The 25,223-nt window shown below is 44.0% G+C and carries 23 protein-coding genes and 1 tRNA gene; 11 read left to right on the top strand and 13 right to left on the bottom strand.

The genetic code is table 11. The features are described from left to right. Positions 1-19: 19 nt before the first annotated feature. From AS194_RS09415 to AS194_RS09405, 3 genes are read left to right on the top strand one after another with little or no spacing between them, the layout of a single operon-like run. Positions 20-856 (top strand): arylesterase, encoded by an 837-nt coding sequence (locus AS194_RS09415; RefSeq protein ID WP_058025256.1) that lies wholly within the window; start codon positions 20-22, stop codon positions 854-856. 12 nt (positions 857-868) lie between these two features. After that, a complete protein-coding gene (locus AS194_RS09410; RefSeq protein ID WP_058025255.1) occupies positions 869-1,585 on the top strand; it encodes an ABC transporter ATP-binding protein in 717 nt (238 codons plus the stop codon). Beyond that, positions 1,582-4,209, top strand: a complete 2,628-nt coding sequence (locus AS194_RS09405; protein WP_083499654.1) for an ABC transporter permease — start codon at positions 1,582-1,584, stop codon at positions 4,207-4,209. Before AS194_RS09410 ends, AS194_RS09405 begins: the two co-directional genes overlap by 4 nt. A gap of 141 nt (positions 4,210-4,350) precedes the next feature. On the opposite strand, the gene AS194_RS09400 is transcribed toward AS194_RS09405, so the two are convergent. From AS194_RS09400 to AS194_RS09390, 3 genes are read right to left on the bottom strand one after another with little or no spacing between them, the layout of a single operon-like run. Further along, positions 4,351-4,917, bottom strand: coding sequence for a TIR domain-containing protein (locus AS194_RS09400; protein ID WP_058025254.1), 567 nt, complete (start codon positions 4,915-4,917; stop codon positions 4,351-4,353). Next, complete coding sequence (locus tag AS194_RS09395; protein WP_058025253.1) at positions 4,907-5,749, bottom strand: macro domain-containing protein; 843 nt, start codon at positions 5,747-5,749, stop codon at positions 4,907-4,909. The genes AS194_RS09400 and AS194_RS09395 overlap by 11 nt, the downstream gene beginning before the upstream one ends. A 51-nt stretch (positions 5,750-5,800) precedes the next feature. Next, entirely contained in the window at positions 5,801-6,217 is a 417-nt protein-coding gene (locus AS194_RS09390) for a DUF6530 family protein (protein ID WP_058025252.1), read from the bottom strand. A gap of 379 nt (positions 6,218-6,596) precedes the next feature. On the opposite strand from AS194_RS09390, the gene AS194_RS09385 reads away from it, so the two are divergent. Further along, positions 6,597-7,913 (top strand): valine--pyruvate transaminase, encoded by a 1,317-nt coding sequence (locus AS194_RS09385; RefSeq protein ID WP_058025251.1) that lies wholly within the window; start codon positions 6,597-6,599, stop codon positions 7,911-7,913. Positions 7,914-8,403: 490 nt separating this feature from the next. Here AS194_RS09385 and AS194_RS09380 read toward each other — a convergent pair whose 3' ends face one another. The 4 genes from AS194_RS09380 to hisB form a co-directional block, all read right to left on the bottom strand. Beyond that, the gene (locus AS194_RS09380; RefSeq protein ID WP_058025250.1) at positions 8,404-9,330 is read right to left on the bottom strand and encodes a DJ-1/PfpI family protein; all 927 of its coding nucleotides are present in this window, start codon (positions 9,328-9,330) and stop codon (positions 8,404-8,406) included. 152 nt (positions 9,331-9,482) lie between these two features. Next, positions 9,483-9,839, bottom strand: coding sequence for a hypothetical protein (locus tag AS194_RS09375; protein WP_227511624.1), 357 nt, complete (start codon positions 9,837-9,839; stop codon positions 9,483-9,485). Positions 9,840-10,031: 192 nt separating this feature from the next. Beyond that, entirely contained in the window at positions 10,032-10,667 is a 636-nt protein-coding gene (gene hisH / locus AS194_RS09370; RefSeq protein ID WP_058025248.1) for an imidazole glycerol phosphate synthase subunit HisH, read from the bottom strand. Between the two features lie 172 nt (positions 10,668-10,839). Continuing rightward, a complete protein-coding gene (gene hisB / locus AS194_RS09365; protein WP_058025247.1) occupies positions 10,840-11,487 on the bottom strand; it encodes an imidazoleglycerol-phosphate dehydratase HisB in 648 nt (215 codons plus the stop codon). Positions 11,488-11,886: 399 nt separating this feature from the next. On the opposite strand from hisB, the gene AS194_RS09360 reads away from it, so the two are divergent. The 4 genes from AS194_RS09360 to AS194_RS09345 all read left to right on the top strand — a co-directional run bounded on the left by AS194_RS09360 (position 11,887) and on the right by AS194_RS09345 (position 14,118). Continuing rightward, on the top strand, positions 11,887-12,309 hold the full coding sequence (locus tag AS194_RS09360) for a hypothetical protein (protein ID WP_058025246.1): 423 nt from the start codon (positions 11,887-11,889) through the stop codon (positions 12,307-12,309). A 122-nt stretch (positions 12,310-12,431) separates the two neighbouring features. Further along, positions 12,432-12,507, top strand: a tRNA-Phe gene (locus AS194_RS09355). Between the two features lie 194 nt (positions 12,508-12,701). Beyond that, on the top strand, positions 12,702-13,193 hold the full coding sequence (locus AS194_RS09350) for a DUF4385 domain-containing protein (RefSeq protein ID WP_058025245.1): 492 nt from the start codon (positions 12,702-12,704) through the stop codon (positions 13,191-13,193). Positions 13,194-13,434: 241 nt separating this feature from the next. Further along, a complete protein-coding gene (locus AS194_RS09345) occupies positions 13,435-14,118 on the top strand; it encodes a phosphoglycolate phosphatase (RefSeq protein ID WP_058025244.1) in 684 nt (227 codons plus the stop codon). A gap of 49 nt (positions 14,119-14,167) precedes the next feature. Here AS194_RS09345 and AS194_RS09340 read toward each other — a convergent pair whose 3' ends face one another. Then, a complete protein-coding gene (locus AS194_RS09340) occupies positions 14,168-15,748 on the bottom strand; it encodes a YifB family Mg chelatase-like AAA ATPase (RefSeq protein WP_058025243.1) in 1,581 nt (526 codons plus the stop codon). Between the two features lie 375 nt (positions 15,749-16,123). Between AS194_RS09340 and hemN the strand changes: the two genes are divergently transcribed. Beyond that, the gene (gene hemN, locus AS194_RS09335) at positions 16,124-17,617 is read left to right on the top strand and encodes an oxygen-independent coproporphyrinogen III oxidase (protein ID WP_058025275.1); all 1,494 of its coding nucleotides are present in this window, start codon (positions 16,124-16,126) and stop codon (positions 17,615-17,617) included. A 77-nt stretch (positions 17,618-17,694) separates the two neighbouring features. On the opposite strand, the gene AS194_RS09330 is transcribed toward hemN, so the two are convergent. The 3 genes from AS194_RS09330 to AS194_RS09320 all read right to left on the bottom strand — a co-directional run bounded on the left by AS194_RS09330 (position 17,695) and on the right by AS194_RS09320 (position 19,860). Next, positions 17,695-18,555, bottom strand: a complete 861-nt coding sequence (locus AS194_RS09330) for an SPFH domain-containing protein (protein ID WP_058025242.1) — start codon at positions 18,553-18,555, stop codon at positions 17,695-17,697. A 39-nt stretch (positions 18,556-18,594) separates the two neighbouring features. Then, positions 18,595-19,092 (bottom strand): NfeD family protein, encoded by a 498-nt coding sequence (locus tag AS194_RS09325; RefSeq protein WP_058025274.1) that lies wholly within the window; start codon positions 19,090-19,092, stop codon positions 18,595-18,597. Between the two features lie 231 nt (positions 19,093-19,323). Continuing rightward, a complete protein-coding gene (locus AS194_RS09320) occupies positions 19,324-19,860 on the bottom strand; it encodes a porin family protein (protein ID WP_058025241.1) in 537 nt (178 codons plus the stop codon). A 283-nt stretch (positions 19,861-20,143) separates the two neighbouring features. Here AS194_RS09320 and AS194_RS09315 point away from each other — a divergent pair, with 283 nt between their 5' ends. Both AS194_RS09315 and AS194_RS09310 read left to right on the top strand, forming a co-directional pair. After that, positions 20,144-21,376 carry an 8-amino-7-oxononanoate synthase gene (locus tag AS194_RS09315; RefSeq protein ID WP_058025240.1) on the top strand — a complete coding sequence of 411 codons (1,233 nt, stop codon included), beginning with the start codon at positions 20,144-20,146 and terminating at the stop codon, positions 21,374-21,376. Between the two features lie 50 nt (positions 21,377-21,426). Next, on the top strand, positions 21,427-22,269 hold the full coding sequence (locus AS194_RS09310; protein ID WP_058025239.1) for a methyltransferase domain-containing protein: 843 nt from the start codon (positions 21,427-21,429) through the stop codon (positions 22,267-22,269). A gap of 127 nt (positions 22,270-22,396) precedes the next feature. On the opposite strand, the gene dnaK is transcribed toward AS194_RS09310, so the two are convergent. Then, positions 22,397-24,337: a molecular chaperone DnaK gene (dnaK, locus tag AS194_RS09305; RefSeq protein ID WP_058025238.1), complete on the bottom strand. Its 1,941-nt coding sequence runs from the start codon at positions 24,335-24,337 to the stop codon at positions 22,397-22,399. 183 nt (positions 24,338-24,520) lie between these two features. Next, positions 24,521-25,120, bottom strand: coding sequence for a nucleotide exchange factor GrpE (gene grpE, locus AS194_RS09300; protein WP_058025237.1), 600 nt, complete (start codon positions 25,118-25,120; stop codon positions 24,521-24,523). Positions 25,121-25,223 lie beyond the last annotated feature (103 nt).

The raw sequence follows: 25,223 nt of genomic DNA, 5'->3' as shown, positions 1-25,223 counted from the left end.
CTTATAGGACATAACACCCATGCTAAATACCCCTTCTCGGCTCGCTCAGCGCCTGCCTGCTATTGCCATGCTCGCTGCTGTCATGGCGATCAGTGGTTGTCAAAAAGAGACTGAGCCGACCACACCGAATCAACCGACTGACACCCAACGCTCAGATACTGAAACGACAGCCAACCAAGCCAATACAACGTCCGTAGACGCCAATGCTGATGCACCCACCGATATGCAAGTCAACGACGCCCCAATCACTATTTTGGCCCTAGGTGATTCATTGACGGAAGGTCTTGGGGTGGATAAAAATGATAACTACCCTGCGCAGTTAGAAGATCGTCTGCAAGCAATGGGTTATAAGAATACCGAAGTGATCAACTCAGGGCTGAGCGGTGAAACCAGCACGGGTCTGGTCAATCGCTTAGATTGGGTATTACAAACCAAACCTGATGTGACGATTTTGACCATTGGGGCTAACGACGCCATACGCGGTATCGATGTGGCGACGATTGAAGCCAATATTCGGACAGCTGTTAAACGTTTGCAAGACAATGGTAGTGTCGTCATCTTGGGCGGGATGTCGATCTATGATAACTTGGGCGATGACTACGTTGCCGCGTTCTCAGATATCTATCCTCGCGTCGCTAAAGACATGAACGTAACGCTTATTCCGTTCTTCTTAGAGGGTGTCGGCGGTGACGCTGAGCTCAACCAAGCAGACGCCATTCACCCAACCAAAGAAGGCTACACCATCATCGTCAATGACAATATCTTGCCTATCTTAGAGCCCACGCTACAAGAAGTCACAGCAGCCGAAACCTCTCAGGCCGACACAACCAAAAATACGACAAATGAGTCCACTTAACGAGACACTGTAATGACATCACCTTCGACTGCCACATCAATACCGCCAGTAGATACTGAAAAATCTGCCCTGCTCACCGCCTCTCAGTTAAACAAAACTGTGCAAGTCGGTGAGCAAAAATTGTCTATCATCAAGGACGTCGATATATACGTCAATGCTGGCGAGTTTGTGGTCATCATGGGCAAATCAGGCTCGGGTAAATCGACCTTACTAGGATTGCTCGCAGCATTAGACTATCCCGATAGTGGTACGGTGTCGCTGGCAGATCAAACGCTCAGCAGCTTGGATGAAGACTCACTTGCGGTCATTCGTCAACAGGACATGGGTTTTGTCTTTCAGTCATTTCATCTACTGCCAACACTGACAGTCGCCGAAAACATCGCCTTTCCTCTTGATATTGCCAGACGTCCAAACCCAGCACGAGTCAACGAGCTGATTGATGCGGTTGATTTGGGTCATCGCCGTCATAGCTTACCCAATCAGCTATCAGGTGGTGAGCAGCAGCGTACAGCGGTGGCACGAGCGCTAGTATCGCATCCAAAGATTGTCTTTGCCGATGAGCCAACAGGGAACCTCGATGAGCAAAATGCCGATCAAGTCATGCAATTATTATTAGACTTACGCCAGCAAGTTGGCTCTGCACTAGTGGTCGTGACTCACGATCCTGCGCTTGCCGAGATGGCAGATCGCGTCATTACCATGCATGACGGCCGGATTGTACCGACATGAATGAAAAGCTGACAGACAACACATCAACTGATATAAAAAAGACTGATACCAGTATGCGTCAAGAGACCAGTTATTCTAGCGGTATCCTCAATCAACTTTTCACCAAAACACTAGGCTCGCAAGCACTCAGCCGTAGTTGGTGGCAGCGCTGGGTGTATCCAGTGTTGTTTCTACTCACATTGACCTTGTCACTTGCAACCTACCTGACCCTCGACTCTGTGCAGCAGTCTGTCGATCGTTATATCAATGACAATCAGCGCGCACTCGTTGGTGGCGATTTGATTTTAAACAGTAAGCAAGACTGGCCAAGCGAGGTATTGGCGCAAGTAGAAACCATCCCCGATACGCAGACCGTATATGACTATCAGTTTAGCGCCATGCTCGTCACCGATGAGCAAACCTTGCTTGCCAGCGTTAAAGCGGTGTCGCCCTCTTACCCTTTATACGGTACCGCTGAGCTTGCCTCAGGAAAGCCGCTGTGGGAGCAACTAACCGCTGACACTATCGTCGTCGCCCCAGAAGTGCTCAGTAGCCTAAATGCTAGTGTCGGCGACCGTATCGACATTGGCGATGCACAGTTTACGATCAGTGATGTGCTGACCAAAGAACCTGACAGACCTTTAACCGCCTTTGGTTTTGGTGGGCGGGTCTTAATGAAACAAGATGCGTTAGAGGCGACCAATCTACTTGGTCAGCGCAGCCGCATAAACTATCGTATCGAGATGGCAGGTGACCCTGAGCTGATAACGACGCAGCGTAAAAAGCTCACTGGTATACTGACCAGTTATCCTGATATCGAGCTCTCTGATGCCGAGTCAGCAGATACTTCGGTCTCACGTATCTCTGATAATGTATTGATGTTTTTAAAGCTACTGGTCATTGCCGTACTGCTACTCTCTGCAGTCGCCATGTACGGTGTCATTAGTGCGTTCGTCAGCAAGCAGCAGTCCAATAATGCCATTCGTTTGGCGTTAGGCGAGCCGCTTGGTTCACTCAAACGTAGCTATTATCAATTGCTTATCGTCACAACTGTCATTGCTTGTATCGCCGCGATTGTCCTTAGTCTGGGCTTGATTAAAATTGGTCAGCCGTATCTCGCGGCTATCTTACCTGCTGACGTGGGTCTATCTATCAATCCAATTAGCGCGATTAAGACCATTGTGATTGCCTTAGCCCTCACGTTGCTGATTGCGCAGCGTGGTTTAAGCGCGCTTAACACCACCAAACCCGCGACCCTACTCAATCAAGGGGCAAGCACGCAGTCGCAAAACCTGCCGTGGTATCGACGCGTGCCATTACTGTGGTATGGCTTGGTGATGACAGGGCTGTATGCCTTCTTTGCTTATGAAGTTGGCTCATTGTCATTAGGCGCGCAGTTACTGGGCGGCTTGATTGGCTTTGTGGCGATATTTTGGTTATTGGCGCGTGGGTGGCTATGGCTGCTTAATAAGTTAGCGAGCAATACCAAAGTCAGCTGGATGCAGCGTATCGCCATTCATAATCTGGCGCGCAAAGGCAATCAATCCGCATTATTCTTTGTCACTTTATCGCTATCGGTCGCGGTGCTGACGCTCATCACCACACTCAATCACAGTATCAATGCGCAGTTTATCAATGCCTATCCTGAAGACGCGCCCAATCTGTTTTTGCTGGATGTGCAAAGCGATCAACATGACAATATTGATGCAATCATTGAGGCGCCTGTCACCTATTACCCCGTCATTCGCGCCCGTGTAGAGACGGCGAACGATGTACCGGCAAAAGATATCGAGCCTGAAGATGGGTTTGATGACCCTACGCGGGTGTTTAACTTAAGCTACGCCGATACGGTCATGGATACTGAGTACATCACTGAATCGCTCACAGACGATGCGCTATATACGCCTATCGATGCGACAAATGAACAAATCAAACCCTTGTCTATCTTGGACACTGCCGCCAGTATGCTCAATGTCGGCATGGGCGATCAGGTGCGCTTTAATATTCAGGGTATCGAAATCGTCGGGCAGATCACCAGTATTCGCACGCGCTATGAGCGTGGCCCAAGCCCGTATTTTTACTTCCTGTTTGAGCCGTCGGTGCTGTCCGCTGCCCCGCAGATTCAGTTTGCCACCGCGCATGTATCAGAAGATACCATTCCAGAGCTACAAGGCAAACTGGTACGCCAGTTCCCTGCAGTCACGACCATCGATGGCACGGCTATTGCCAAGCAAATTCAAGAGCTGGTGGTACAAATGAGCCGCTTGGTCTATGTGTTTACCTTGCTTGCCCTGCTCACTGGGGTCATGGTGCTGATCAGCTCGCTGCTGTCTACCTCGCAAGATCGTATGAAGGACAGCGCGTCATTTAGACTGCTCGGTATGCAAAAGCGTGACCTGTATATGCTCAATATTTTAGAATTGGGAGTGCTTGGTATTAGTGCTGCGACCTTTGCCGTTGTTATCGCCAGCGTTGGCGCATGGGCAGCCATCACGCAGTGGTTTAATCTACAGTTTAGTGTGCCGTGGATGAGCTTGGCTATTGGCGGTGCGGCGTTAGTCGTCTTGCTGTTTGCCATTGCCATTATTTATGTGAGATTGGTGATTGGGCGCGGGATTATGGCACGGGTCAGGGCGATGATTTAGGGTTAAAAGTTTAACAAGGGTTAGTTATAGCGGAAAATTTCTATCCACTATAACTAACCAGTCTAGGCGAAGTGGGTATTGTCATTTGAGTGTTTCCTGCTACCTTAATATTGTCTTAAAACGATATATTCTTAACATATACTATTCCCATGTAATATTAAAAAAATCATATGCATCTCTATTATAAAAACCTAAAGATTCTAACTTCTCATTGCTATGGATATGAAATCTTGGAATAGCATCTAAAACTGGTTTCTTTTTAAAAGGTATATGAATACACTGAACTTCTTCTTTTCTAATACCTTCGGCTAGAGCTAGAGGCCAATAATCTGAGTAATATTTTGGATTAAATATAGGTTGTCGTACTTTTGGATAGCATACAATAATTGGTAAATCCATCTTTATAGCTTTTTCTATTTCGTAGTTCAACATTTCTCTGTCATGTCTAGTTTTTTCAGTTAAAATTAAAACCATATTTTTAGAGTTTTTCAGACGCTCTAAGAGCACTCTCTCTAGCGTATTCCTACTACTGGTGTCCCTAACTTGAGATGTTTTTTGATGGCTGTCACTAAATTTGAAATCAATTAATGATTTGCTACTTATATTTTTCCACATCTTGAGCATATTGAAGTACTTTATATCTCCAATTGTAGGGTTTGTAGTATCTAAACCATCAAACGCTACATAAGTCCCATTTCTATAAGCCATTGCCTAGTCCTTTAATGTCATTTAAATTAATTGCTTTTATTTTCTCAGGATGAATTATTATCGTAAGCCTAGCAGGATGTTTAAACCGCATTTCACTAATTTTAAAAGTCCAAAGCATGATTTTAAGTAGCTCTTCATCTGAAATAGTTTTATGCTCTTTAAACCTAGTAATACCACCACCAAATATAGGAACACTTACTGACCTTTGAGCGTATATAGAATTAACGTTATCCCAGAAATTGACTAAAAACTCTAAGTACTCTGACATAGTAAGCCTAGCTTCGTTTCTATCATTAAATTTTGTAAATGCAGTTAAAATATATCTATCGTCAAGTAGATAAATTGCTCCTAGCTTATATCGTTGTAACTTCCCTTCTGCTTTACGCTTTTTCCCTTTAGCTTTGTGTTCGTTCTCTACGCCGTTCTCAATGAGTACATCAAGTTCGTCAACTTCTTTACCAGTATGAATTAGATATGTGTCAATGAAAATTCCATTCAAAGATTTTTTAGATATTATTTTGTCGTCTACAACTGTATCAAAATATTCATTAAAACCTATAGCAATCAAACCTTCTTGTTCAAATAAATCACCTTCTTTAATTTCTACACTTGTTGAATCAATTTTTACTTTTACGTATTTCAAACTATTGGCTCTAAACCATAAAGCTAGAAACACTGTGAATATTGCTATAGATAAGACTCCTCCTGTAATAATCTTGAAATTATCAGAAGTAGTGATGAACAAGAAGGTAGTACTCGTTACTAGTCCTATAGCTGACAGGTATTTGTAAAAATCATTCCATAAACTTCTATCATAAAAATGTACTTTCATATTATCCGTTTACCTTAATTTCTAATTAAACCCGCAGCTTCTATAAATTGACTAATAACCTAGGTTTTTTAACAAACGTGATAAGCGTGTCAGAGGCTCATTTAAGTTATTTTTTACATATTCAGGATGCAGCTTTTGTTTTAAATTATTTAGCAAATCTGCATCATTACTTGTCGTAATACTAAACTTATCATCACTTAGTAGTATATCGCTTTGCGCATAGGATAAAGCTGAGCAAACTAAACTAGCCAAATCTAAAACTCGATGTAGTGGTAATTCTTCAGACATTCGAGACCACTTTTTGCCCGAATGACGCCAAACTTTAACTGATAAATCTTCATCACTCCACTGCGATACTCCAAGCGATAAACCTTGGACATCTGTATCATTTCTATATGCGCCATCAATTTTTGAATAGTTTTCCAGCTTTACGATCGGTTTGTGATTTAGATGAGTAGGTATATCCATATTTAGACCTTAGTATAGTATGTTGAAGTTTATGTTAGTACATTTTACTAACTAAGTTAGTAATAGATTTACTAACTTAGTTAGTAAAATGTACTGCTTTAAAAAACTATTGTCAAGAAATAAAATTTTATATACGACTTTTAATTGAGGACTCTCTTGTGCTTAGCCAGTAGGCTCAACATATGAACGAATATTACGATTGTCTAAAAACCTCAAACCACAACGCCTTCTATTCACATAGAGGGCGTTGTTGCTTCACAACCTGTATAGACATATAAGTTAATATCTGCCCCGCACTTTGCTTATTTTATACTTCTCATTTGCTATACTAGCCCAACTTTATTCATCAAATAACCCTTTAAACATTCACGGTAACCTTATGAAATTCTCAAAGTTCGGTCAAAAATTTACCCAGCCTACGGGCATCTCACAGTTGATGGATGATCTGGGCGATGCGCTAAAAAGCGATCAGCCAGTCAACATGCTGGGCGGTGGTAACCCTGCCAAAATTGATGCCGTCAACGAGCTGTTTTTGGAGACGTATAAGGCGCTGGGTGTTGATAACGACGCAGGCGTACCCAATAGTAGCGCGATTATTAGCATGGCGAACTACTCCAATCCGCAAGGGGATGCAGGCTTTATTGACGCCTTGGTTGGCTTCTTTAACCGTCATTATGATTGGAATCTCACGGCGGACAACATCGCTCTGACCAATGGCTCACAGAATGCGTTTTTCTATCTGTTTAATCTATTTGGTGGTGCTTTCACTGAGGAGAATAGTGAATCTGTCGACAAATCCATTCTACTACCATTGACCCCTGAGTATATTGGTTATAGTGATGTGCATGTGGAAGGTCAGCATTTTACCGCCGTATTACCGCATATCGATGAAGTGACGCATGATGGCGAAGAAGGCTTCTTTAAATATAGCGTGGATTTTGAGGCATTGGAAAACCTGCCAGCGCTCAAGGAAGGTCGTATTGGCGCGATTTGTTGCTCACGCCCGACCAACCCGACTGGCAACGTGCTGACCGATGATGAAATGGCGCATTTGTCCGAGATTGCTAAGCGTTATGACATTCCGCTGATTATTGATAACGCCTACGGTATGCCCTTCCCGAATATCATTTACTCTGATGTCAATTTGAACTGGGATAACAATACGATTCTGTGTTTTAGCCTGTCGAAGATTGGCTTGCCCGGTATGCGTACCGGTATTATCGTCGCTGATGCTAAAGTGATTGAGGCGGTCAGCGCGATGAATGCCGTGGTCAATCTAGCGCCGACACGTTTTGGAGCAGCGATTGCCACGCCACTGGTCGCAAACGACCGTATCAAGCAGTTATCGGATAATGAGATTAAGCCGTTTTATCAACAGCAGGCAACACTCGCGGTGACGCTATTGAAAGAAGCATTGGGCGATTATCCGCTTATGATTCATAAGCCTGAAGGCGCGATATTCTTTTGGTTATGGTTTAAAGACTTGCCGATTACGACCCTTGAGCTATACGAGCGCCTAAAAGAAAAAGGCACGTTGATTGTGCCAAGTGAGTACTTCTTCCCTGGTGTGGATGTCAGCGATTACCAACATGCACACGAGTGTATTCGTATGAGTATCGCCGCCGATGAGCAGACGCTGACGGATGGAATCAAAGTGATTGGTGAAGTCGTGCGTGAGCTGTATGATGAGAAGTAGGTTAGCTTCATAATATGACTTTACGTGAGACCTCTATGCGTTACGAATTTGAAAATTTGAAAATCAGTAGAGAAAAAAGATACTCGTTAGGTAGAGAAACCACTACCAATAAATATTACTTATCTTTTCCAGTTAGTCCGCCAAATCATAGGTATGTTGAGTATGAAGAATATTAGACTTCTTGCATAAGTCATCGTCAGCCCTTGTAATTCCGTCAGTGGAAGTCAATGAACTGGTACTTTTGCAAGAGATCTATTATGAAATTTCTTTTGAACAGCTCAATGAATTTTTAAAAAACGAAGATTCATTAATAGAATTTTTGGATCAATGTAGAAGAAGAAAAATGGATAATTTAGTTCTTTTTTATCCTATAGCTCCTATTCGAGGTTATCCAAATTAGATTACCCGCTTGAAAAAAAACGGACTCATTAATAGTCCGTTTTTTTATGCTATGAAATGATTTATTTCAAGTGAACGGCTTGCCAACCTTTTAGCTAAGCGCTTTTAGTAATTCAGTAGCGCTCAGTTTACCAAACTCATTGGCAGCTAATGGTCCATCCCCCGAGATCAGTTTTCTGTCTTGATGAGTGCTACCGGTGGCCAGTTTGTTGCTAATAGTGACGCCTAGGTCTTCAAGCTTATCCCCAAAGTACCATGGCATCGTACCAGGCAGATAGCCAATTTTTGGCATTTGCTTATCCATACCAGTGGGGAACGCTACCATCTTATAACCTTTAAAGATAAAGTCGCGCTCAGACTTATCATCTGCCTTATCAGAACCGTTTAGGTTAGCGGATAATAAAGCGGCAGGTCCATGACAAATCGCTAAGGTAAAGAGATCATTATCGTGTCCCCAACGTAGCAATGCGCCAAGGTTTTTGTCTTCTGGCAAGCCTAGCATCGCGCCATGACCACCTGGAATAAAAATCGCTGCATAATCGTCGCTCTTGGCCATGTCATTTTTGACAAAGTCAGCGATACTATTGGGATTGTTAAACTTGGACTCATACTCACTATAAATTTGTTTAACGTCGTCATCGTCCTCTGGCATCGCCCACTGCTCGACCTTGACCGCCTCGCCTGTTGGCGTAAACACATCGACATCAAAGCCTGCTTTTTTAAAATGTAATAACGGCACCATCATCTCCACCGGATGATTACCGGTATCAAATTTATTGCCGTTCTCCATAGTCATGTACTGCTCTTCGGTACAGACCATCATGATTCTCTTATCGCCCGTATAGGGATTATCGTAATTAGTATGATCGTAGTTGGTTTTATTCGGCGCAGCTATCTTTAGCGATGATGTTGAGGGAATATAAATGCCTGCTTCAGTTTCTTGCGGCTCTAAGCCTAGAGTATTTTTGGCGTTGTCTAAGGTGTCTTTGGCTTTATCTAATAGATCTTGCATATTCATAGTGGCTTCCTTTTTTATGATTTATATTTATTGAGTAGCTATTTATTAAGTAGCTAGAAATGATAAATCTAAGGTAACAAATGAAGTCAGCATTAAATAGATGAGAGTTTTTATGTTTCGTAAGTTTTGTAAAGCAGGATTGAAAAACTGTTTTAACGGGTTTTCTTTAGTAGCTTACTTGGTGAGCTGCTCGCTTGAAAAATCCTTGTCCACTTATTTAAAGCAAATAGCACGAAAGGCAGCAGGCACGTATTCATCAGATCATGCAGACTGGCCTTTATATCCACCATTTCTAATGCCAAGAGGCCTTTTGGTATGATGATATGGCGATTGTCCAGATACTCACCTGATAACGCCACGCCAGTGACCACGATCAATGCGATAAACGCTCTGATATTGTGGTTTTTGATGATAGGACGCAGCACAAACAGACAAAGCAAGTAGACACCAACCCCAACATAGATATGTAAGGCATCTTTGGCAAGGCCAGTTGTTTCAACAACATTCATTTTAAAGGCGGTAAAGTCCACTAGAGTATTCCAAATATAAGCGAGCAGAAAATGATTGAGCGTATCACTAAACAATAATAACTAAAAATTGATAGTTAAGAATGACAATAGTGGAGAATAAAAAAGGTAGATTATACAAGCGATAATCTACCCTATTCTGAAGCAAATGTGCAATTTACGTTTACTGCCTAACTACACATTCCACTCGACAAAATTCTTTAGCAGTTGCAAGCCAGCGGTATGGCTCTTTTCTGGATGGAACTGGGTGGCAAATAGATTGTCTTGGATGACACTGGCACAGAACGGTTGACCATAGTCACATACCGCGGCCACTTGCTTGCGGTCGCTAGGTGAGCAGTAGTAGCTGTGCACAAAATAAAAATGCGCGTTGTCCTCGATACCGTGCCAGAGCGGATGGTCAAAATCCATACCATTAATCGTATTCCAGCCCATATGTGGTACTTTTATCGTTGCGCCTTGTTTGTCTTTCCACGTAGGGTCAAACGCTTCTACCGTACCGTTTAAGATGCCAAGGCAATCTGTACCACCATTTTCAGCCGATTGCTCAAACAACGCCTGCATCCCCACACAGATAGCCATCACGGGCTTGTTAAACACTGCATCGCGTACCACGTCATCAATGCCTGCCTCATACATACCAGCGATACAATCACGCATCGCGCCAACACCAGGGAAGACAATTTTATCTGCTGCCGCGACAACTTTTGAATCATTGGTGATAGAGACATCTGCCCCGACTACCGATAGTGCCTTGCCAGCGGAATGCAAATTGCCCATGCCATAATCTAATAGCGCTACTTTGGTCATCAATTGGTTCTCGTTTTTAAATATTTTGACTACTATACTATATATACTATTTTCTGTTACTAAGGTGTAGATAAGGTTTTGCTACAAGGAAGTTAAGCGCAGGCTGTACAACCAGTACCCCAAGCTTAACTGACCCTCTTGAGTAACCTTGTAGAACAGCCTTATATGCGCCTTAGAAAGCCTCTTTGGTCGATGGCAAGGTATTGAGCGCACGCTCATCATATTCGCAGGCCATACGCAGCGCACGAGCAAAGGCTTTAAAGGTTGATTCGATCTGATGATGGCTGTTTTTGCCTTTGAGATTGTCTAAATGCACCGTCATCCACGAGTGATTGACGAAGCCATAAAAGAACTCACTGAATAGGTCAACATCGAAGCGGCCAACGTGCGAGCGCGTAAATGGAATATCCATGTGCAGCCCTGGACGCCCTGATAGATCAACCACAGCGCGTGTCAACGACTCATCTAATGGCGCATAAAAGTGCCCATAACGACGGATGCCTTTTTTGTCGCCCAAGGCTTTATTGAAGGCTTGACCAAGGGTGATACCCGTATCTTCGACGCTATGATGGTCATCGATAAAAGTGTCGCCGTTGCATTTGATGTCCAAGTCAAACAAACCGTGACGCTTGATCTGATCAATCATATGATCCAAAAACGGTACGCCCGTATCTACCACGCCTTTGCCTGTACCATCGAGGTTGACGGTACAAGTGATTTGCGTTTCGGCAGTGATGCGCTCAACGGTCGCGATGCGCTCAGGGCGACCATATAAATTTAGGTTTGTTGCTTGATTTTGCTCAGTTGCATTGGCTGTCATGGCTATTCTCTATCGGTTTTTTATCAGTGAAAAGCGGTCAATTATAAATAGGGTGAAACATCGCCCATTGCTGTCTGTTACATTGAGGCTAGCGCTGCCATCAGCGTCAGCAAAAAATGTATGAAAAAGTGATATATACAAAAGATATCAATATATTAGGGTTGATGTGTCCCACATATTATCTAGCCTCATCATAGCAAACCCTAACATTTACTGCCACGACCAAGCGCTAAACCACGCACAAATTTACGTCATTCTGCTAAAATAGTGTGTTCAGTATTATCAATCATGACTCGCTCGAACATTGACAATGTCTACCTTGTGGCACTACTCTCCATGACATAGTGTGGTGTCACACTGACTTTATACTATAAAAACCCTCTGTTTATAGGAACTGCTATGCCTTTAGAAGCGATCGCCATTAATAGCTTGGATGCGCCACTTATCAAAAAACCTGCTCGCGATAACGAGCTAGCAGAACGCTTGCAGGCATTGTACGATAGTGATGATGCGCAGCCTGATGGTGCTGAGGTGTTAAACATAGTGGCGCAAGGATTCAAACGTGGACAATATCTCTATGTTGGTATGTTCAATGATAAGCCTATCGCTGCGGTTGCTTGTTTTGATGATGGGCAGACCGATGCCAAGCGTTTGCAATATCTGACGGTACATCCAGAGAATCGTAAACGTGCCATCGATGCCAAATTTATTAAACTGGTCTATGATGCCGAGGTCAAAAAAGGCGTGCGTGAATTCATCCCTGCGGATGCAGATATTCACCGTATTATGAGCGAGTATGAATTACTGCGAGTAAAAGACTAAAACGGCGTTCAAAACGTCTCATTTTGCTAATATCTGATTATTTATTGTCTTTTATTCGATATAATGCAAAAATCACTTGACAGTCGTGCTCATATTTAGTTTAATAGCGCCTCAACGAAGACGGCTCGATAGCTCAGTAGGTAGAGCAACGGATTGAAAATCCGTGTGTCGGCAGTTCGATCCTGCCTCGAGCCACCATTCGTTAATCAAATTCTAAAAGCTCCAAACAAAGTTGTTTGGGGCTTTTTTTATGTCTGTTATTTATACTCATCGCTCGCTTTACTCACGGTTGCATAACATTTTTGTGCTATTTTCTACACCGCTTGGCTCAGTATACTCAGTAACTATGAATGAATAGATACCCATCATAGTACAGAGCCTAGGTGGCAGATATGAGAGAATTCGATTACGACTTGGATTATAAAAATCTTGATCTACGTGAGCATCCTGAGCTATATCGCGTCGGGCGCGGTGAGCAAGGCGTATTACTGGTAGAGCCTTACAAGTCTGAAATACTCCCGCATTGGCATTTTGCCACGCCTGATATTGCAAAAGAGAGTAGTGAGACGATTTACCAGATGTTTTTGGATTATCTAGCTGACGATGATTTTGTCGGTGCAGATATGGCGCGCAAATTTATTCAAATGGGCTATACCCGCGCGCGTCGCTATGCCAATCACAAGGGCGGTAAAAAATACAAAGGGCCAGTACCTGATGACAAAAAAGGCCAAAGCGGCGCCCATGGCCGCGAAGAGTTACCACGACAAACCGAAGACCCGATCAAGGCAGAATCAGCACGTATTTTTAAGATTAAATGGGACGAGTGCCGTGAGAACGAAGATTATCTAAGAATGAAGAAAGAACACCGCGCGCGTTATAGTTGATCCAATTTAAGAGTGGTACAAGGCAACCGAGTGCAGATGTATACGTCATACTTCAAGCGAGGTTAACGCTGTAACGCTTTTTTAGTGGATTGACTATATAAAGATGTCGAGTAATTGCTAATGCTCATCACCTTGAGAATATAACATCACTAAATTGACCAGTCTTAAAATACTACCGTGCCAAGGTATAACACAGAATATCAAACATAATAAATATAATGACTTTTAATAGTGAGGAACAATGAATAAGCAACTTTTAATTTTTGACTTTGATGGAACGCTCATTGATAGCGTGCCTGATTTGGCCGACGCAACCAATGCGATGCTGACCACGCTTGGTAAAGACACCTACCCTATCGAGACGATACGCAATTGGATAGGCAATGGTTCACGAATGCTTGTGGAGCGTGCTTTGGTCGGTGATGTGACTGTCCCAGAGGGCGCATTGACCCAAGCTGAGGCTGATTACGCGGAGCAGATATTTTTTGAGGCATATACTAAGATTGGTGGTAGCAAAACCGTTGCCTATCCCGATGTCGATAGCGGCCTTAAAAAACTTCACGCGGCTGGCTACACACTCGCTCTAGTCACCAACAAACCCATTCGTTTTGTCCCCAAAATATTGCAAACATTCGGCTGGCAAGATCTGTTTAGTGAAGTGATGGGTGGCGACAGTCTACCCACCAAAAAGCCAGATCCAGCGCCTCTATTGCACGTTTGCGACGCTCTCAATGTTAGTGTCGCGCAGTCAGTGATGATTGGGGATTCTAGAAACGATATGTTAGCGGGGCAAAACGCCAATATGGACACGCTTGGACTATCCTATGGCTATAACTACGGGCAAGACATTCGTGAGCTCAGCCCAACCGAGGCGTTTGATAATTTTGCGGATTTGGTTACTTGGATTATGAAAGATAACATCTAACCCACAAAAGCATCTATCAAACGGATGTGATAGTTGGCTTAAACGAAGACTACTCCTTACTACGATAGCTGAGCGCCTCTGACACATGGGCGCTATTAATATCTGTACTGTTGGCCAAATCAGCGATAGTACGCGCGACTCGTAACACTCGATGGTAGCCGCGTGCGGATAAATTCAAGCGCTGCTGAGCAAGTTGCAATAGTTGCTTTTCGCTGTCGCCTAATTTGATATATTCATCGATTTCGCTCGGGCTTAGCTCATTATTAACTTTTCGTTGTCGTTTTAATTGATGCTGATGCGCGGCTGCTACTCGCTCGCGTACTTGTTTGGATGTTTCTCCTGCCTGCGCGCTTTGTAAGTCAGCAATCGGCAATGCTGGTACGGTAATATGCAAATCAATACGATCTAATAGTGGCCCTGAGAGTTTGTCTTGATAGCGTTTGATTTGCTCAGGTCGACAGCGGCAGCGACCTGAAGTATCACCATCATAACCACACGGGCACGGATTCATAGCAGCGACTAATTGAAAGTTGGCTGGAAAGGTCATTTGCGAGTTAGCACGGCTAATAGTGATTTGTTTGGCTTCTAACGGCTGGCGTAATACTTCAAGCACGCTCCGATCAAATTCTGGTAACTCATCAAGGAATAACACCCCTTTATTAGCAAGCGTAATCTCGCCCGGTTTGGGCCGTGAACCGCCGCCAACCAACGCCACGGCTGATATGGTGTGATGCACTTGCCTAAAGGGACGTGTGCCGTAATCGTAATCACTGTCTGCCACTGAATACGTACTAGCTACCTCGAGCGCATCCTCATCACTGAGATCAGGCAATATCGTCGGCAAACGTGAGGCCATGAGCGTTTTGCCAGAACCCGGTGGCCCTGTAAACAATAACGAATGACCGCCAGCTGCTGCTATCTCTAGCGCGCGGCGGGCATGGTGCTGTCCTTTTACATCGGCTAAATCCACTTGATAGCCTACATGCTGCGGTGCTGGACTGGGCGTTACCACCTCCAAGCAGTCATAAGATCCGCTTGGATCAGCCAGTGACTGCAAGTGATTACAGACGGCATTGAGGCTCTGTGCTGCCAATATCGTCACACCATCAACGCGACTGGCCTCACGACCATTATCAGCTGGTACGATGAGCTTTGGTGTCTGCACTAAATGGCTCTGCTCACTTGGCGTTTGTTCATTTATGTTCATAGACTGTGATAACTTTAACACGAGTCGTTCTGCCTTAATCGCGCGAGCGACAGCCAAGCTACCAGTTACCTGCCGCAGCTCACCGTTGAGTGCCAACTCGCCAATAAACTCAAATCCCGATAATACTTCTGGCTCAAGTTGTCCGCTTGCCGCCAATATACCAATGGCTATCGGCAAGTCCAGACGCGCGCCATCTTTGGGTAAATCAGCGGGTGCTAAATTAATCGTTAGACGCCGATTAGGAAACTGAAAACCTGAATTAAGAATGGCAGAGCGTACTCTGTCTTTACTCTCGCGCACGGCCGCTTCAGGTAGACCAACGATGGTTAGTGCTGGTAACCCTTGCGATAAGTGAACTTCGATGATGACTTTAGGTGCATGCAAACCGACAACTGAGCGAGTATAGACTTGAGCAAACGACATCAGCGTTTCCTAATATTAGAGATTAATCGATGATAAAGTATTATTTATCAGCGTGCAAATGTCGTGTTTTATAAAAAATATAGGTAGGACATTAAAACAATCATCTCAAACCAAAGCCGACAATATTAATGCTAAAAACCATCACGATATACCATACTAAAAGTAGGGATTTGGTATAATAATGACCATATTTTAAGACAGTTGCTATAATAGCCAAGCTGTTACTGCAAACGTTATCATCTGGCAGCACAAAAAAGCGATGCTATAGCCACTATGGGTCAAAACGAGGAATACCGCATGACAGATTATTCAGCACAAACTAACCCGCAGCCCTACAATGATGCGGAAGCGCCGCCGTCGACCACGCGTCCTGTTATGCAACCAGACAACCCTTATGCCAGTACCCGCGGCAGTATCACCAATAAGCAGCTACCAGCATTTGATGAGGCCATCATCAATAAGTACAATCGTTCAGGACCACGTTATACCTCTTATCCAACTGCTCTAGAGTTCACGCCGATACCTGAGAATATTGGAGTAAATGGTTTTGAGGCAGTTAGTCTTGAGACGAAAATCTTGCAGAATCGTGAGTCACGCGCGCCGTTGTCTTTATACTTTCACATTCCGTTTTGCCGTCACCTTTGCTATTACTGCGCCTGCAATAAGATTATTACCAAAAAAAATAGCGACTCTGGTGATTATCTGCAGTATTTAATGGCTGAGATTGCCCTTAAACGCCGCTTGCTCTCTGTACCAGAAGGCCGCGATAAACCTTTAGTCAAGCAGCTGCATTTGGGCGGTGGTACGCCAACATTTTTGCGTGATGAAGAAATGGTACAACTGTGGGAGTTTTTACAGACTCAGTTTGAGTTTTTGAGTGATGATGAAGGCGACTACTCTATCGAAATCGACCCGCGTGAGCTGAGTGATAATACGCTCAAGGTATTACGCAACCTTGGTTTCAACCGTATCAGCTTAGGCGTGCAAGACTTAGATGAAACGGTACAAATTGCGGTCAATCGCGTACATTCAGCAGAGCTTATTGAGAATGTATTAACAGAGGCGCGAGGGCTTGGTTTTCACTCCATCAATATCGATCTGATTTATGGTTTGCCGCATCAAACGCCTGCTACGTTAGACAAAACCGTACACCGTATCATTGAGATGTCACCAGATCGTCTGTCTGTCTTTAACTATGCGCATCTGCCTGAGCGTTTCAAAGCCCAACGTCAGATCAAAGATGAAGACCTACCTAGCCCAGCAGCTAAGCTCGCTATGCTCGGCAACACCGTCAACACGCTAACCGAAGCGGGTTATCAATATATTGGTATCGATCACTTTGCCAAGCCTGATGACGAGTTGGCCATTGCTCAGCGCGAAGGCAAATTACATCGTAATTTTCAGGGCTACACCATCATGGGTGACTGTGATTTATTGGGCTTTGGTGTCTCATCCATCAGTCAAATTGCCAATAGCAATACGCGCTATATCCTGCAAAATGATACTGATTTGCAAAACTATCAAGCTAAGATTGATGCTGCCAAAACCAATCCTACGGTCATGCCCGCAGTAAAATATATTAAGACATCCATCAAAGATCGCTTACGTGAATATGTCATCATGAACCTGCTCTGCCACGACTATCTTGATTTTAAAGATGTGAATCAAAAATTCGGTATTGATGCGATTACCTATTTTATTGATGAGATTCAACAGCTGGGCGAGATGCAAGCAGATAGACTGATTGATATGGATGCAGCAGGCATTCGTGTCTTACCTAGGGGCCGCTTGCTTGGTCGCAATGTCGCCATGGTATTTGATGAATATCTAGAAAAAAAACACAAAAACCGCTTCTCAAAAGTTATCTGATATAACGATTTGGCAGCCAATTATTAGCCATTAAAAAGACCTCAAACGAGGTCTTTTTTAGATATTTTTTGAAATATTTACAGCTTTAATTTATCGCCAACCATACCTTTGACCGTGCTCAAGATATCTGCAGGCAGTACCACCATTTTTGAGTTATCGGACTCTGCAAGCTGACGTATCGACTTAATGTATTGCTCACCGAGCAGATAAACAATCGGCATTTCTTCATCGCCCATCGCAGCGGTAATCAGACGAATGGACTCCTCAGAACCTTTAGCTAGTACCACTTGTGCTTCAGCGTCACGGCGTGAAGCCTCAAGACGACCATCAGCTTCTAAGATAGCGGCTTGTTTTTGTCCATCGGCACGCGTCACTGTCGCACGGCGCAAACGCTCTGCTGCGGCTTGCTCTTCCATTGACGCTTGCATCGTGTCTGAGGGATTGATATCTTGAATCTCGACTGTTTTGAGTGTGATACCCCAATCAGCGATGTCTTCTGAGATGGCATGCTTGAGCTTGGTTTTAATCTCCTCACGACTAGATAGTGCGTTATCCAAATCCATCTCACCGATGATCGAGCGCAGGGAAGTCTGTACCAGATTACGGATACCATACTCATAATCTTCGATACCATAGACCGCTTTATCGGGGCGGACGATATTGATATAAGCGACAGCGTTGGCGATGATGACGACGTTATCACGGGTGATGACTTCTTGCGATGGAATATCAAGTACGATGTCTTTGGTGGTGACTTTATACGCGACGTCATCGACATAAGGGATAATAAGGTTGAGACCAGGCTCTAGCGTCTGGCTATATTTACCCAGTCGCTGCACCACCCACTTATAACCTTGCGGTACGATGCGCACCCCTTTAAACACAGTAAAGACTACCAGTGCAATTAACACCACCATCACAATGCTAAAGCTTTCCATAACTCATCCCTATAATTGATAATTGTATTTGACTGGCAGTCAAACTTGCCTATTTTTTTGGCTCAGCGTAGGCGACTGCATACTTCTGACGATCAGCTCATTGCCCACGATATCTGTCACCACCACCCGCTCACCAACTGCAATCTCCTCTCCTGTGGTGCGGCACATCCACTCTGCCGCGCCAACGATAGGGACACTAAAGCGCACGATACCTGCGCGCTCGGGCTGCGGTGATAGCACAATCATCCCTGTCTCACCCACGATGACACCACCGCCCAATCCAGCTTTGGTACGGTCCACTGATAAAGGCTTGATAAACTTAAACCATGCCACTAAAAATACCGCCGACAGCACCAACCAAATGACAACTTGCACAAAAAGAGAAATCGGCAAGAGCCAAGCCAATGCTGCAACAATAATGGCAGCAGCACCAAACCACAGGCTGGCGAATGTGGGCACAAACATCTCAACAATCAGCAACAAAAAGCCCAGTACCAACCAATGCCAAGGCTCAATCATTAAAAACATCTCCATCATTGCCACCCACCCTGTTTGAATCATCCTAGCTTGCTATCCTAGCTTTCAATGTAGCATACTTTGAGCGTTTATAACCTCTTAAAAATCATCAATATATACCACTCATAACACAACGCCCATATCTTAGATGAAATCAAAAAGCGCCGAATGACCTTTGCCACATAAAAAAACGACCATATAAAATGGTCGTTTCTTCGTTTTTGATTATAGGTATAAATACGCTATATTATCTTAGAATTTTAGTTGTGCACCAACAGTCATAAGATCTGCATCGCTACCTAGCATGTCGTATTCAGCTTCTACACTGAAGTCAGAGTTTACTGCGTAACCAAGACCTACGCCACCAGCAAGGTTGGTATCGTCATCTGAACCATCATATAAACCTGCAACGGTATTAGATGCTTCCACTTCAGTTTTTGCTACACCTAGTTTACCTTTTGCGTATAAACCAGTGTTTGGAAATGCGTAACGGTATGTACCATAAGCGCCGTATGTTTTGGCATCAATATCACCGCCTCTATAGTCAGCATCATCTGAACCAACATACTCAACTTCCATACCAAAGTTAGGATCGAAGTTATAACCAGCATAAACACCGTATGCAGTTGGATCATCAGCATTGTCGATATCTAGATCAAATTGACCAATCTTAGCACCAACATACGGTTGACCTGTGTAGCCGTTACCATAGTTAACAGCGGCGTTTGCACCTACAGTAAGTAAAGAACCAGTTGCTAGTGCAAGTATAGTTTTTTGTAGAGTTTTCATTATTAGCTCCTTCAAGTAAATTTGGACAAACAAGTTATTTAGTTGTATTGACCATTTGGCCGTATCGCCTTGTTTGCTAACGATGGGTACATAGTAACAAACTATTTCAGACACTCTGTCAGTGTTTAATGGTATGAGAGTTAAGATTTGAAAGCATTTGTCAGTGCTCGGGTTACAAAGGCTGATATATGAAACTTTTTGTTACACATCCCGTTTTTGTGCAATAATCCCTACTCATTGTATTCCGCATATACTGACGAATAAAGAAAAAGGACGGCTCTGCATGTCAGCTTTTATCGACGCGCAGCTACAAACTGCGCTCTTACAACTCAAAGATAAACAGCAGTATCGCAAATTACCAGATATCGAACACCACGGACGGTATGTAATCGCTGATGACAATACCCTATTAAATATCGCTAGCAACGATTATCTAGGTTTGGGCAGTGATGCTGAGTTGCAGCGTGAGTTTTTTGAATTTATTCAGCAATCAATGGACTGTTTGCCCAAAATGAGCGCAACATCATCGCGTCTATTAACTGGCAATGATACACAGCTACAGGCGTTAGAGGATGAGCTACAAGCGTGGTATGAAACCGCAGCTGGAATAAATCAAACCGCGACGAAATCTGCGTTGGTATTAAATAGTGGCTACCACGCCAATATCGGGATCTTACCTGCATTGACTGCACTACCAGTGAAGACGGTTATTTTGGCAGACAAGCTGGTACATGCCAGTATGATTGATGGTATTAGACTCAGCGAAAGCAAACGCTGTCTGTATCGCCGCTATCGACACAATGATTATGCGCATTTGGCTACTATGCTCGCGCAGGTTGAGGAGGATGTGGAGCGTATCATCATCGTCACCGAAAGTATTTTTAGCATGGACGGGAATCGTGCTGATCTACCCGCTTTAGTTAAGCTAAAAGCCACTGACAGTCGTATTGAGCTGTATGTCGATGAAGCCCATGCCGTCGGTGTCCTTGGCGCGCAAGGATTAGGGTTAGCCGAAGAAACAGATACGCTCACTGAGATTGACTACCTAGTGGGTACGTTTGGTAAAGCGTTTGCCTCGGTTGGCGCTTATATTCTATGTGATGAGGTGGTCAAATCATGGCTCATCAATCAGATGCGTCCGCTGATTTTTAGTACCGCGTTGCCACCAATCAATCATGCTTGGACACGGTTTATTTTGGCAAAAATGCCACAGCTACAGACGCGGCGACAGCATTTGGCGCAGATTTCATTACAACTGAGCCAAGCCATTAGCCCTGAATATCGCGTGGCATCGGCAGCAAAAGATCCTATTTACGAGTCACCCATTGTGCCTTATATTTTAGGTGATAATGCTCGTACGATGACAAAGGCAAAACAACTCCAAGACGCTGGATTTTACGCGCTGCCTATCAGGCCACCGACCGTTCCTACTAATACGTCACGTATTCGCTTGGTACTCAACGCAGCCATTACCCATGCTGAGTGCGAGCGCCTAATCATGCAATTATCCATATGACGATAGCAGTTTTTGATGCTCATTATAAACTTTTATGTGAAAGAACGATTATGGAACATCCCCTCACTACTTCTGAGCTAAGTGCCCGCAAGCAGACCATTGCGCGGCATTTTTCTCAAGCCAGTCAGTACGATAAACATGCTCATATTCAGCAGCAGGTTTGTCAGCACTTATTAATGGCTATCGATAATACCAATCAAGACAGTGTGCTTGAGGTCGGTGCAGGCACGGGACAACTAACGCAGCTACTGGCAACATATGTACAAAGTGAGCGATGGTCTATCAACGAGTTATGTGAGCAGCAAGCCACTCATTTACAGGAATTGTTGCCACAAGCACAAATCCTTATTGGCGATGCGGAAACCACGGATTTAGGCGGTGAGCATAGCTTAGTCATCAGTGCCAATGCGATTCAGTGGTTTGACAATCCACTTAGCTTTATTGCACAGTCAGCCTCACGGCTAAAACCTAATGGACAATTATTACTAAGCACCTTTACCCCAGATAATTTCTTGCAAATAAAAACCCTAACAGGACAAGGACTGCATTATCCAGATATTAGTGAATGGCAATCAGCGCTAGATCAAGCGGGATTTCAACACATAAAGCTATCAACACAGCGTTTCAATGTGCCATTCGCCCAGCCTTATGATGTGCTCAAACATATGAAGATGACAGGTGTGTCTACCAATCAAATAGATAGCAATCAAACCTGTGGCAAGCAAACGATTGGTGAACAAACATCTAACACACAGCCTTTTGTCTGGACCAAAACCCGCTTGCAAGCATTCGAGCATGATTATTGGCAGCAATTTTCGGGCATAGATGAGGACGGTCAACCTTGCGTGTATCTGACTTATGACGTACTAATGATTGATGCGCGTTTGCCATAATGGCACGCTTGAAAATATATACTTAAATATCAGGCATAAAAAAACGCATCTCGAAAGATGCGTTTTTTTGATCTAGCTAATTTAATCTAATTAACGATTAAATCAGCCTTGAACATCAAGTAATTGCTTACTTTTTGTCTTCGTCTACTTCAGTAAACTCAGCATCAACAACGTCGTCATCCGCTTGGTTGCTACCAGTAGCGTCAGCACCTTGTTGGAACTGGCTTGGATCCATACCCTCGCTACCTGCGCCGCTGTCAGCATAAATCTTCTGGCTAACTGGCAAGAATGCATTGTCTAGCGCTTCAAGCTTGGCTTTGATTTCGTCATGGTCGTCTTCTTTCGCCGCCGCTTCAAGCTCAGTGATCGCAGACTCTACTGTTGATTTTTCTTCATCAGTGACTTTATCTTCTGCTTCTTTCAGCGCTTTTTGTACGGCATGGATACGACCATCTGCTTCGTTACGAACTTGCGCTAAGTTAGCGAACTTCTCATCTTCAGCAGCATTAGCCTCTGCATCACGAACCATTTGCTCGACTTCTTCGTCCGACAAGCCAGAATCCGCCTTGATCTGGATGCTTTGTGCTTTACCAGTACCTTTATCAGTTGCTGAGATGTTCATGATACCATCAGCGTTGATGTCAAAAGACACTTCGATTTGTGGTAAGCCACGTGGTGCTGGTGGGATATCCGTCAAGTCAAAACGACCAAGCAGTTTGTTTTGGTTAGCGATTTTACGCTCACCTTGATATACCTGAATCGTTACTGCTGGCTGGTTGTCTTCAGCGGTTGAGAATACCTGTGATTTCTTGGTAGGAATCATGGTGTTTTTCTCGATAACTGGCGTCATAACACCGCCCATCGTTTCGATACCTAGCGTCAATGGCGTCACATCAAGTAGCAATACGTCAGTTTTATCACCAGACAATACCGCGCCTTGGATTGCCGCACCAGCTGCCACAGCTTCATCAGGGTTCACGTCTTTACGTGGCTCTTGACCAAAGAACTCTTGTACTTTTTGTTGTACTAGTGGCATACGCGTCTGACCACCAACCAAGATTACATCGTTGATATCGCCAATTTTTAGGCCAGCATCTTCAAGGGCAGTTTTACAAGGGCCCATGGTGCGCTGTACTAACTCTTCCGTTAAGCTCTCTAGTTTTGAGCGACTGATGGTCACAACCAAATGCTTAGGACCACTGCTATCAGCAGTAATATAAGGCAAGTTCACTTCAGTGCTTTGTGCACTTGATAGCTCAATCTTCGCTTTTTCAGCCGCTTCTTTTAGACGCTGCATCGCAAGAGAGTCACCTTTTAGGTTAACGTCTTGCTCTTTTTTGAATTCAGCCACTAAGAAATCGATCAATGCTGAATCAAAGTCTTCACCACCTAGGAACGTATCTCCGTTGGTTGCTAGTACTTCGAACTGTTGCTCGCCATCGACGTCTGCGATTTCGATAATTGAGATATCGAAAGTACCACCACCCAAATCATATACAGCAACGGTGCTATCGCCTTGCTTTTTGTCCATACCATAAGCAAGTGCCGCAGCAGTTGGCTCATTGATGATGCGTTTTACATCAAGACCTGCAATTTTACCCGCATCTTTGGTTGCTTGACGCTGTGAGTCATTGAAGTAAGCAGGTACGGTTACAACTGCCTCAGTCACGCTCTCACCAAGATAGTCTTCTGCTGTTTTTTTCATTTTTTTCAAGATTTCAGCAGAAACCTGTGGTGGTGCAAGCTTTTTACCGTTGATTTCTACCCACGCATCGCCGTTGTCTGCTTTAGCGATTTTGTAAGGTACCATACCGATATCTTTTTGCACGACTTTGTCATCAAAACGACGACCGATTAAACGCTTAATCGCAAACAAAGTGTTGCTTGGATTGGTGACCGCTTGACGCTTAGCTGACTGACCAACCAATGTTTCGTCATCTTTATAAGCGACGATTGATGGTGTGGTACGCGTACCTTCAGCATTTTCAATGACTTTAACTTTGTCACCTTCCATTACTGCTACACACGAGTTAGTCGTACCTAAATCAATACCAATTACTTTACCCATAATCAATTGCTCCTAATTTATTTTTAACTATAAATACTTATTTATCCAGACCGTAGTCGGTCACTTGTTGCTATATATCGGTTTGCTTGTTGTATTTTTCAAGGCGATAATCAAGCAAAAACAGTCTTTCATGTGATTTTTTGTGAAAAACCTTCATATTAGTAGGGTTTAGCCCCAAAAATATTATTGACCAACACGTACCATGGCTGGACGTAGTAGACGACCGTTTAAGCTATAGCCTTTTTGTAGGACTGTACCGACGGTGTCAGCTTCTGCTTCTGGATCGATACCCACTGCTTCATGGAAATCAGCGTTGAATTTCTCACCTTCTGGATCGACCACTTCTACGCCGTGACGTGTAAGTACAGAGACCAATGCTTTGTGAGTTAATTGCACCCCTTCAGCGACTGGGTCATTCGCGTCTGCGTTTTCGATAGCGCGCTCTAAGTTATCGACGATATCGAGTAGCTCTTTTGCAAATTTTTGAAGAGCGAATTTTTTGCTCTTATCCGCTTCTTGCTCGGCGCGCTTTTGTGCATTGTAAGCTTCAGCGTTGGCGCGAGCAGTGCTTTCTTTGGCTTGCTTCACTTCACCTTCTAACTCAGCGATACGCGCTTTGAACGTATCAAGATCGATCTCGTTTTCGATGGTGGCTTCTTCACCTGAGTTGTTCTGTGGATCAAACTCGTTCATGGTTTCTTCTAAGATGCTGTCTTTGTGATCAACATTGTCATGTGCCACTGTTTGATCAAAGTTTTCTTGGTTGGTATTTTGCTCTCTCATGATAGCTCCTTGGAATGTCAATAATAGTTGAGATAAGACACAATAAATCAGCCAATCGCTGGCTGTATCAGGCCTTTATCAGATACTTAACGGTTATCACTCA

It is taken from the genome of Psychrobacter piscatorii (assembly GCF_001444505.1).
GTDB lineage: Bacteria > Pseudomonadota > Gammaproteobacteria > Pseudomonadales > Moraxellaceae > Psychrobacter > Psychrobacter piscatorii_B.
The sequence above is the reverse complement of the archived record's forward strand: the minus strand, read 5'-3'. Positions and strand labels throughout refer to the sequence as shown.

Bases quoted from the DNA above. Each gene is read 5' to 3' on its own strand.
- AS194_RS09415 (WP_058025256.1), top strand. From the start codon at position 20: ATGCTAAATACCCCTTCTCGGCTCGCTCAGCGCCTGCCTGCTATTGCC.
- AS194_RS09410 (WP_058025255.1), top strand. From the start codon at position 869: ATGACATCACCTTCGACTGCCACATCAATACCGCCAGTAGATACTGAA.
- AS194_RS09405 (WP_083499654.1), top strand. From the start codon at position 1,582: ATGAATGAAAAGCTGACAGACAACACATCAACTGATATAAAAAAGACT.
- AS194_RS09400 (WP_058025254.1), bottom strand. From the start codon at position 4,917: ATGGCTTATAGAAATGGGACTTATGTAGCGTTTGATGGTTTAGATACT.
- AS194_RS09395 (WP_058025253.1), bottom strand. From the start codon at position 5,749: ATGAAAGTACATTTTTATGATAGAAGTTTATGGAATGATTTTTACAAA.
- AS194_RS09390 (WP_058025252.1), bottom strand. From the start codon at position 6,217: ATGGATATACCTACTCATCTAAATCACAAACCGATCGTAAAGCTGGAA.
- AS194_RS09385 (WP_058025251.1), top strand. From the start codon at position 6,597: ATGAAATTCTCAAAGTTCGGTCAAAAATTTACCCAGCCTACGGGCATC.
- AS194_RS09380 (WP_058025250.1), bottom strand. From the start codon at position 9,330: ATGAATATGCAAGATCTATTAGATAAAGCCAAAGACACCTTAGACAAC.
- AS194_RS09375 (WP_227511624.1), bottom strand. From the start codon at position 9,839: ATGAATGTTGTTGAAACAACTGGCCTTGCCAAAGATGCCTTACATATC.
- hisH (WP_058025248.1), bottom strand. From the start codon at position 10,667: ATGACCAAAGTAGCGCTATTAGATTATGGCATGGGCAATTTGCATTCC.
- hisB (WP_058025247.1), bottom strand. From the start codon at position 11,487: ATGACAGCCAATGCAACTGAGCAAAATCAAGCAACAAACCTAAATTTA.
- AS194_RS09360 (WP_058025246.1), top strand. From the start codon at position 11,887: ATGCCTTTAGAAGCGATCGCCATTAATAGCTTGGATGCGCCACTTATC.
- AS194_RS09350 (WP_058025245.1), top strand. From the start codon at position 12,702: ATGAGAGAATTCGATTACGACTTGGATTATAAAAATCTTGATCTACGT.
- AS194_RS09345 (WP_058025244.1), top strand. From the start codon at position 13,435: ATGAATAAGCAACTTTTAATTTTTGACTTTGATGGAACGCTCATTGAT.
- AS194_RS09340 (WP_058025243.1), bottom strand. From the start codon at position 15,748: ATGTCGTTTGCTCAAGTCTATACTCGCTCAGTTGTCGGTTTGCATGCA.
- hemN (WP_058025275.1), top strand. From the start codon at position 16,124: ATGCAACCAGACAACCCTTATGCCAGTACCCGCGGCAGTATCACCAAT.
- AS194_RS09330 (WP_058025242.1), bottom strand. From the start codon at position 18,555: ATGGAAAGCTTTAGCATTGTGATGGTGGTGTTAATTGCACTGGTAGTC.
- AS194_RS09325 (WP_058025274.1), bottom strand. From the start codon at position 19,092: ATGATGGAGATGTTTTTAATGATTGAGCCTTGGCATTGGTTGGTACTG.
- AS194_RS09320 (WP_058025241.1), bottom strand. From the start codon at position 19,860: ATGAAAACTCTACAAAAAACTATACTTGCACTAGCAACTGGTTCTTTA.
- AS194_RS09315 (WP_058025240.1), top strand. From the start codon at position 20,144: ATGTCAGCTTTTATCGACGCGCAGCTACAAACTGCGCTCTTACAACTC.
- AS194_RS09310 (WP_058025239.1), top strand. From the start codon at position 21,427: ATGGAACATCCCCTCACTACTTCTGAGCTAAGTGCCCGCAAGCAGACC.
- dnaK (WP_058025238.1), bottom strand. From the start codon at position 24,337: ATGGGTAAAGTAATTGGTATTGATTTAGGTACGACTAACTCGTGTGTA.
- grpE (WP_058025237.1), bottom strand. From the start codon at position 25,120: ATGAGAGAGCAAAATACCAACCAAGAAAACTTTGATCAAACAGTGGCA.